This is a genomic window from Bacteriovorax sp. PP10 (assembly GCF_035013165.1).
GTDB classification, from domain to species: Bacteria; Bdellovibrionota; Bacteriovoracia; order Bacteriovoracales; family Bacteriovoracaceae; genus Bacteriovorax; species Bacteriovorax antarcticus.
Genome location: NZ_JAYGJQ010000005.1, coordinates 3,454 through 5,352, shown reverse-complemented (window position 1 = coordinate 5,352; position 1,899 = coordinate 3,454). Strand labels below are relative to the sequence as shown.

Sequence of the window (1,899 nt, the reverse complement as noted above, 5' to 3'; positions counted from 1 at the left end):
TAAAAAATTGTTCTTTAAAATTCTAATAGAGATAAAAGATTTTGTAGCCTTCGGGTTACAATTCAAGATGAGAAAGGTCCTAAACAAAAAATATCTGACGTAAGTATTCAGTCACGCTGTTAAAAGCTCAAGTTGTAATAAAGTTGAAAGTGATAAAAAGTCGGAGTTAGAACACGTGAGTGTCTCTAATCAAATGAATACATATCCGTATAGTAATTCGTAAATTAATTTTGAAAAATTTTATATTGAAGCTTGGAGAGTTTGATCCTGGCTCAGAACGAACGCTGGCGGCGTGCCTAACACATGCAAGTCGAACGCGAAAGTCCTTCGGGATGAGTAAAGTGGCGCACGGGTGAGTAACACGTAGGTGACCTGCCTTTTAGAGGGGAATAACCAGAAGAAATTTTGGCTAATGCCGCATACGAAGCAATAATATAATAGTAATGCTTGAAAGGATGCCTCTGTATATGCATCCACTAAAAGATGGGCCTGCGGAACATTAGCTAGTTGGTGGGGTAAAGGCCTACCAAGGCAACGATGTTTATCCGGTCTGAGAGGATGATCGGACACACTGGAACTGAGACACGGTCCAGACTCCTACGGGAGGCAGCAGTGGGGAATATTGCGCAATGGGGGAAACCCTGACGCAGCAACGCCGCGTGAGTGAGGAAGGACTTCGGTCTGTAAAGCTCTGTTAATGTGGAAAAATGGTAGCTGGTCTAATAGGCCGGCTATTTGATGGTACACATAGAGGAAGCACCGGCTAACTTCGTGCCAGCAGCCGCGGTAATACGAAGGGTGCAAGCGTTGTTCGGATTTATTGGGCGTAAAGCGCGCGTAGGCGGACCTGCAAGTCAGATGTGAAATCTCGGGGCTCAACCTCGAAACTGCGTCTGAAACTACAGGTCTAGAATCTCGGAGGGGGAAGGGGAATTTCGCATGTAGGGGTAAAATCCGTAGATATGCGAAGGAACACCAGAGGCGAAGGCGCCTTCCTGGACGAGTATTGACGCTGAGGCGCGAAAGCGTGGGGATCAAACAGGATTAGATACCCTGGTAGTCCACGCTGTAAACTATGAACACTAGGTATTGGAGGATTTGACCCCTTCAGTGCCGTAGCTAACGCGTTAAGTGTTCCGCCTGGGAAGTACGGTCGCAAGACTAAAACTCAAAGGAATTGACGGGGGCCCGCACAAGCGGTGGATTATGTGGTTTAATTCGAAGCAACGCGCAGAACCTTACCAAGGCTTGAAATCCCATGAATCCCTTTTAAACGAGGGAGTGCTCTTCGGAGAATATGGTGACAGGCGCTGCATGGCTGTCGTCAGCTCGTGTCGTGAGATGTTGGGTTAAGTCTCGCAACGAGCGCAACCCCCATCCTTAGTTGCCAGCATTAAGTTGGGCACTCTAGGGAGACTGCCTGGGCTAACCAGGAGGAAGGTGGGGATGACGTCAAGTCCTCATGGCCCTTATGTCTTGGGCTACACACGTAATACAATGGTCGGTACAACGGGATGCGAACTCGCGAGGGGGAGCTAATCTCAAAAAACCGATCTCAGTCCGGATTGGAGTCTGCAACTCGACTCCATGAAGTTGGAATCGCTAGTAATCGCGGATCAGCACGCCGCGGTGAATACGTTCCCGGGCCTTGTACACACCGCCCGTCACACCATGGGAGTTGTTCTTACCTGAAGCCGTGGCCCTAACCGCAAGGAGGGGAGCGTCTACGGTCGGAATGATGACTGGGGTGAAGTCGTAACAAGGTAGCCGTAGGGGAACCTGCGGCTGGATCACCTCCTTTTAAAGGATCCAGTTCGTTAAGAACTTTATCCGGTCAAAATTGTTTAGGACCTTTTCTTATTTTTGAATTTCTTAGATCATCTCATATTAAAATAATAT

At 48.1% G+C, this 1,899-nt stretch carries 1 rRNA gene; it reads left to right on the top strand.

The window, feature by feature from the left end:
- Window positions 1-249: 249 nt before the first annotated feature.
- Window positions 250-1,801: ribosomal RNA gene (locus SHI21_RS20645) — 16S ribosomal RNA — on the top strand.
- Window positions 1,802-1,899: the final 98 nt, after the last annotated feature.